Origin of the sequence: Actinophytocola sp. (genome assembly GCF_035712165.1) — a bacterium.
Lineage (GTDB): Bacteria > Actinomycetota > Actinomycetes > Mycobacteriales > Pseudonocardiaceae > DASYTH01.
Window position 1 is genome coordinate 1 of the sequence record NZ_DASTBH010000264.1, and the last position, 6,021, is coordinate 6,021.

Below are 6,021 nucleotides of genomic sequence, written 5' to 3' on the forward strand. Positions count from 1 at the left end.
GCACCGCGGCCAGGTCGGTGGGGTTGCCGCCCGCGCCGGCCGCCCGGCCGATCGCCTGGACCGCCGCCGCGATGGCGTCGAGGTGGTCTCCCCCACCGGCCCGCAGCCAGATCCGCAGCGCCTCGGCGTTCTCCGCCGCCGGCGCCGAGCGTTCCGCGGCGGTCGCGCGCTCGATCGGCCCGCCGGCCGTGGCCACCGGACGCGGCCAGCCCAGCAGCACCGCGGAGAGCACCATCACCGCGGTCGCGGCGATCCACTGTGGACGAAGCCGGCGCGCGGCCGGCTCGGCGAACTCCCGGCGCCGGCCGGCCAGGTACCCCAGGGCGGCGCCGGTCAGCGCGAGCAGCGTGCCCTCCGCGGTGATCACGCCGAGCACCGTCGCGCCGTAACCGGGATCCAGGCCGAGCGGACAGGTGGTCATCGTCGCCTGGAACACCGGCACGCAGGCGTCGGTCGCGTGCAGCACCCAGATGCCCGCCGCTCCCACCAGACCGGTGGTCGCCGCGGCGAACAGCCCGGTCACCGGGTTCGGCCGGCGGGCCGTCACCACGACGGCCACCAGGAACTGGGCCAGCACCACCGCGCCGATCTCCCAGGCGGTGAGCACCGCGACCATCCCCTCGGTGGTGCGCAACGGTTCGGCTACCCCGTTGCGCAACGCGGCCCGCAGCACCAGGTCGTAGCCCAGCAGAGCCGCACCGGCGAGCAGTCCGGCGAACAACGCGAAGCGCAGACCGGCGCGGGCGGCGCCGAGCAGCAGCGGCACCGCCCAGATCAGCACCAGGCTCACCATCGCGATCGGGTCGGGCTCGGCGAACCCCAGCACGATCGGATGCAACACCACGCTCACCAGCGCGTGGTCCAGACCGGTCCAGGCCACGTCGACGATCCGCAGCAGAGCCCCCTGGGTCTGCCGCACGATGTCGACCACGATGTCCATTCGGGACAGTGCGCTCCACCACTGCAGCCAGGACACGCAGAAGCCGACGACCGCCGCACCGGCCGCGACGGCGGCCAGCCGGCGGAGCCGGCCCGGCTCCCGGGCCGCGACCAACCCGGCCACCCAGGCCAGCCAGGCGGTCAGCAGGATCACCTGGGGCGCAAGGGAAAGCCCGGCGGCAAGCCCGGCGACCCGGGGCAGCAGCGTGCTGCCGTACAGCACCGTCAGGCTCTCGCCGAGCACGATGCCGGCCACGATCCCGAGACCGGGACCGACCAGCACCCAGGGTGAGGTGTGCCCGGCGGCGCGGTAGGCCGCGGTCCGCAGCGCCAGCACGATGATCAGCACGGCGAGACCGAGGCCCCAGGACCGCTGCAACAGTTCCAGTGCCGTCTGCGGCACACCGCTCCAGGTCTGGACCGGCACCGCGAGCTGCAGCCAGGCGACCTCGAAGGCCAGGCCGGCGGCGAACGACTCCCAGAAACCCGGACGCAGCAACGAAGCGGGGTGCGCCAGCCCGGCGACGCGGTGGTGCGGCGCGGGATGGGCCCGCCACCAGGAACCCCACCGGTGCCCGGCGGCGGCCCCGCTCGCCGGCAGGCATTCGGCGGGCTCGGTGCTGCCCAGCCAGCGCGCCACCTGCGCGTCGGCATACCGCTCCCGGGAGCGCAGCACCGCGTTGCGGGACAGGTAGACGATCAGCACCAGGATCAGGATCCGGGCGGCGGACTCGACCGCCAGCCCGACGTGCTCGGCATTCCAACTGGCCAGCAGCAGCGCCAGCGCCCACGGCAGCAGGGCGACGAGCAGGAAGGCGCGCCACACCGCCATCGTGGTGTAGGTGATCGACACGTCCCGGTTGCGCACGTGCGCCAACTCGTGCAGCACCACGGCCCGAACCGAGGTCGGGTCGGTGCGCAACCGGCTGAGCAGACCGGCGTCCAGGCTCACGAACGGCCGGGTGTTGCTGCCGAACGCCAGCCCGCCGAGCCGCCCGCTGACCGGGTCGACCAGGAACACCGGCGGCCGGCGCAGGCCGGCGGCCGCCGCCCAGGCGTGCAGCGTGCCCAGCAACGGCCCCGCCGCACCCGGGTCCAACGGGACCAGCCGGCGCCGCAGGATCAGCCAGTACGGCTGCACGAACCGCAGCAGCGCGGCCACCGCCACCAGCGCGGCCACGCCGGCCACGATCCACCAGGGCCGCTCCGGCACCTGCTCGGTCAGGCAGGCTCCGAACCGGTTCACGCCGTCCTGCTGGCCGGCTGCCCGCCACAGGTTGAGATCGGCCCCGGTGGCGGTGTAGACACCGGCCCGCACCTGGCACAGGTCGAACGCGTCGAGCACGCGGGCCACACCCGGCGGCATGATCATGGACAGGATCGAGACCGCCGCGCCGAGCGCCAGCGTGACCAGCAGCGCGAACCGGATCGTGGTGCCGGCCGGTGCCCGGATCCGCCCCGCCGCCTCAGTCATCCCGGTCGACACCGTCCAGGATCGCGCCGACCAGCAGTTGGACCTTCTCCTCCGGCAGCCCGAGTGCCCGGGCCCGGGCCTGCGCCACCGCGCGCAGCGCCGCCCGTTGCTCGGCGGTGAGCGGCCGGGAGATCCGCGGCGGCGGACCGGGTTCCGGCGCCCGGCGGCGCAGCCGGCGCCAGAGCCGCTGCCCCAACCGTTTGCCGCCGCGCACAACGGTTCCGCCGACCTCCTCGGTCAGCTTCTCGTACACGGCCGCGGCAACCGCCAGTGCCACCGGGGAGATCAGCGTGACCACCACGTCGAAGCCCGATCCGAGCACGTCGTCGGTGCGGCGGCCGCCGGTCAACGCCCGGTGCGGGTCCTGGAAGTACGCGTCGCTGGTCGCGGTGAAGAACGGCAGTTCCGCCGGAGCCAACTCACCGACCGCGTGCCGCGCCACCGTGCGCACGAACTCCTGTCCGGTAGCTCCCACACCACGATGGTTTCGGCAAACCGCGACCGCTGTCACTCAACCATTTGGGCGGTTCGCGGCCGAAACTGGCCAGAAATGGACCAGCCCGGGGCGGATGTCAGGTGACCGGGGGACGATCCCACGGCGGACTCACCCAGTCCCGTCGCGAGATCCCGTCTGCCCCGGGCCGGTATGCCGGTAGACCGGCAGTTGTACTGTGGCGCGCCAACAGGTTCGGCGCTAGGGCACAACGGCCCGATCACAGGACGAGCGTGGCGGCCCCGGTACCGCACGCCCGGGGCCGCCACGAAACGGGGATGACGAGAGTTATGCCGCTGACTCATCACCCCCTCGGCGCCGGGTGGTGCGGATCGTCACGAGCACTGCCCCAGCCGCGGCGAGCGCTGCCACCACGACGACCGCCAGTACCCACCACACCACCGGCGCGGTGCCGGTTCCCGCCGGTGCGGCGGCCGGCATGGTGTGACCCATCGGCGCGACCGCGGCGGCGTTCGAGCCGGCGGCGGGCGTCAGGGCGAGGACCGCGGCCGGATGCTCCGGCTCCGGTCCGCCCGCGACCGGTTCGTCGATCCACCGCACCACCTGGCCGTCGTCATAGGTCTGCAGGACCTTGAAGACGACCTGGTCGGCCTTGGGCAGTGGACCGACGAACACCGTGAACACCTCGTACTCACCCGGCTTGATCGCGGTCTCCGGACCGGCGGCCGTCCACTCGAGCCGGCTGACCGCCTCGGTGACCTGCCCGCCGTGGCCGTCCGGAACCGGACTGGCCACAGTGGACCTGGTGACCGTGTATCGCCACCCCGGATGGGGCAGCACCGACACCGAGGCGAGCGGGGTGTCGGCCGGGAACGCGATCTGCACTCCCACCGTACGAGCGGTGTCGCTCTCGGACGGGACCCGGAAGGTGACCTCCGCGTGCCCGCCCTGTACCGCCTCGTTCGAGCGGACGGTCACGTGCGCGCCGGCGACCGAGCCGGCCCACAGGGTCAGTCCACACGCGACGGTCAGTACGGCGCCGAGCCGGGTGAGTACCCGATTCATCTGCCTGTCACCACCCTTTCCCTCACAGGCCCGCGAGCCCGCCGCCGCCGGCGCGCAGCACCCGCAGGATGCCCCACAGTCCGGCCTCGGTGAACGGTTGACGGCTGTCGCTGTACAGGTAGTCGCCATCCGCGCGGATGGTGCCACCGGCACCGCCGACCAGTTCGATCTCGGCGGTCTCGCCCGCTGTGACGGAGCGCGAGGCGAGCAGCTGGGACCGCCGGTCGGAACCGCCGTTCCACATGTTCGGATCCTGCGGGAAGACGTGCCCGCTGACCGAGAACGTGTGGAACTGGTCCGACGCGCCGATACTCAGCCGGAACACCACCGGATCCCCGGCGAACGCCCGGAAGATCGGCGTCGCCGGATCACCGAACCTCGGCGTGCTGAACGCGAACGCGAACGGAGCACTCGGGTTCGGCGGGGTCCGGTTCAACCCGAGCCGGGTGGTGAGCGGAGCCGTCGAGTAGTTGACGTTGTTGAACCCGCGGTTGGCCACCGGTTGGTTGAGCGCGGCGAACGGGCTGTTCACCCCGGCTCCGGCGACCACGTCCTGGTACTGGAAGACGCTGCGGGCGTACTGCTGATCCGTGGTTCCCATGCTCAGGTTGAACTCGCGGAAGTTCCCACCGGAGCTGCGGATGATGGCCTCGGTGCTGGTCCGGGTAGCACTGAGCGGAGCACCGTCGGCGCTGTTGAACCAGGTCGAGCCGTTCGGTTCGACGACCACCTGACCGTAGGCGCCGTGCCGGATGGAGGCCACGCTGCCGAGGTTCTGGAAGATCGACGTGCCGAGCACCTTGTCCGCGGCGAACCGCAGGGTGATGGCCTGGCCCGCACCGACCGTGGTGTCCGGGTTGAGCCCCACCGCCATACCGCCCGAGTTCTGCGGGTTGTACAGCAGTTTCCCGAGATCGAACCCGGCCCTGGTGCCGCCGTAGGTCGTGCCGCCCGCGATCTGGTCGCGCAGGGTCACCTGTAGACAGTCACCCTGGTTGACCCGCAGCACCAGCGGCTCGACCTTCTTGGTGCCGGCCCTGATCGCGGCCATGTCCGACGTCAACGCGTAGATGATCCCGCCGGTGTCGGCACTCGGCGTGGTCGGCAGCGTCTGGTTGAACACGGACACGTCGTAGGCCCGCACCGGAGCGGTGCTGGCACACGCGCTTGCCGAGTTGGAAACCACTCCGGCCTGGGTGGCCGGCGGCGGGTTCGGTCCCGGACTCGCCTGCGTGTTGCCGGTGGCCGGCCGCAGGATCGGGAAGCCCGTCCCGCTCGGTGGCGCGGTCCGGTCCGGCAGCGGTCGCAGATCCGACTGCAGCCGGTCGTGCACCCGGAAGATGCCCCACCCACCGGACTCGAAGGCGAAGTTGCGGGTGCTGTAGTACAGGTAGTCACCCGCCATCCGGGCCGGACCGCCGGCACCACCGTCCAGAACGTAGTCGAACCGTTCGGAGATACCGGTTGTCGCGGCGTCCACCAGTTCGCCGTCGGCGTTGAACCGCTCCCGGGCGAACCGGTGACCCTGGAACCGCAGCGCCTCGATCCGGTCGCTCACCCCGATCGTGCGGATGACGACCGGGTCACCGGCGTAGGCCCGCAGCAGCGGGGTGGTCGGGTCGCCGTACTTGACCGAGGAGAAGACGTACGGATCCACCGCGGTCACCGTGGCCGGCACCGTGTTCGCCGCCGTCGGGTCGTTGACCCGGCTGATGGCGTTGCGGCAGGCCTGGTTGCCGTTGAACTCCTGTCTCTGCATGGTTCCCGAGCCCGGCGGTGTTCGTTCGCCGATCGGCGCCGCTCTCAGGTTGATCGCCGACTCTTCACACTCCTGACCCGCGTTCCGGTCGGTCCGGCCCAACGCGACCGAATCGCCGGTGGTCACCTCGGCTCTACCGCGCCGACCGTTGGAGAGGAAGATCATGTACTCCCGGAACGCGCTTCGCACCCCCCCACCGACCAGGTTGGTGGTACGGATGTCGACGATGGTTCCGCTGCGGACCTGGTTGCCGGTGCGCGGGTCGTGGTACGTCGAGCCGCGCGGCTCGATGATGTGCGCGCCGAACAGGCCGTGCGCCCACGACTCGAT

4 protein-coding genes are annotated in these 6,021 nt (G+C 71.9%); all 4 read right to left on the reverse strand.

All coding sequences use genetic code 11. From position 1 onward, the window contains the following. Nucleotides 1–2,413: M48 family metalloprotease (locus VFO68_RS14880; RefSeq protein ID WP_325158863.1), on the reverse strand; the 2,413-nt coding region annotated here is incomplete at its 3' end. Continuing rightward, complete coding sequence (locus VFO68_RS14885) at nt 2,406–2,888, reverse strand: hypothetical protein (RefSeq protein ID WP_325158864.1); 483 nt, start codon at nt 2,886–2,888, stop codon at nt 2,406–2,408. The genes VFO68_RS14880 and VFO68_RS14885, both read right to left, overlap by 8 nt. A gap of 306 nt (nt 2,889–3,194) precedes the next feature. Further along, a complete protein-coding gene (locus tag VFO68_RS14890) occupies nt 3,195–3,932 on the reverse strand; it encodes a YcnI family protein (protein ID WP_325158865.1) in 738 nt (245 codons plus the stop codon). Between the two features lie 22 nt (nt 3,933–3,954). Beyond that, nucleotides 3,955–6,021, reverse strand: a 2,067-nt coding sequence (locus tag VFO68_RS14895; RefSeq protein WP_325158866.1) for a hypothetical protein, incomplete at its 5' end; no start/stop codon positions are given.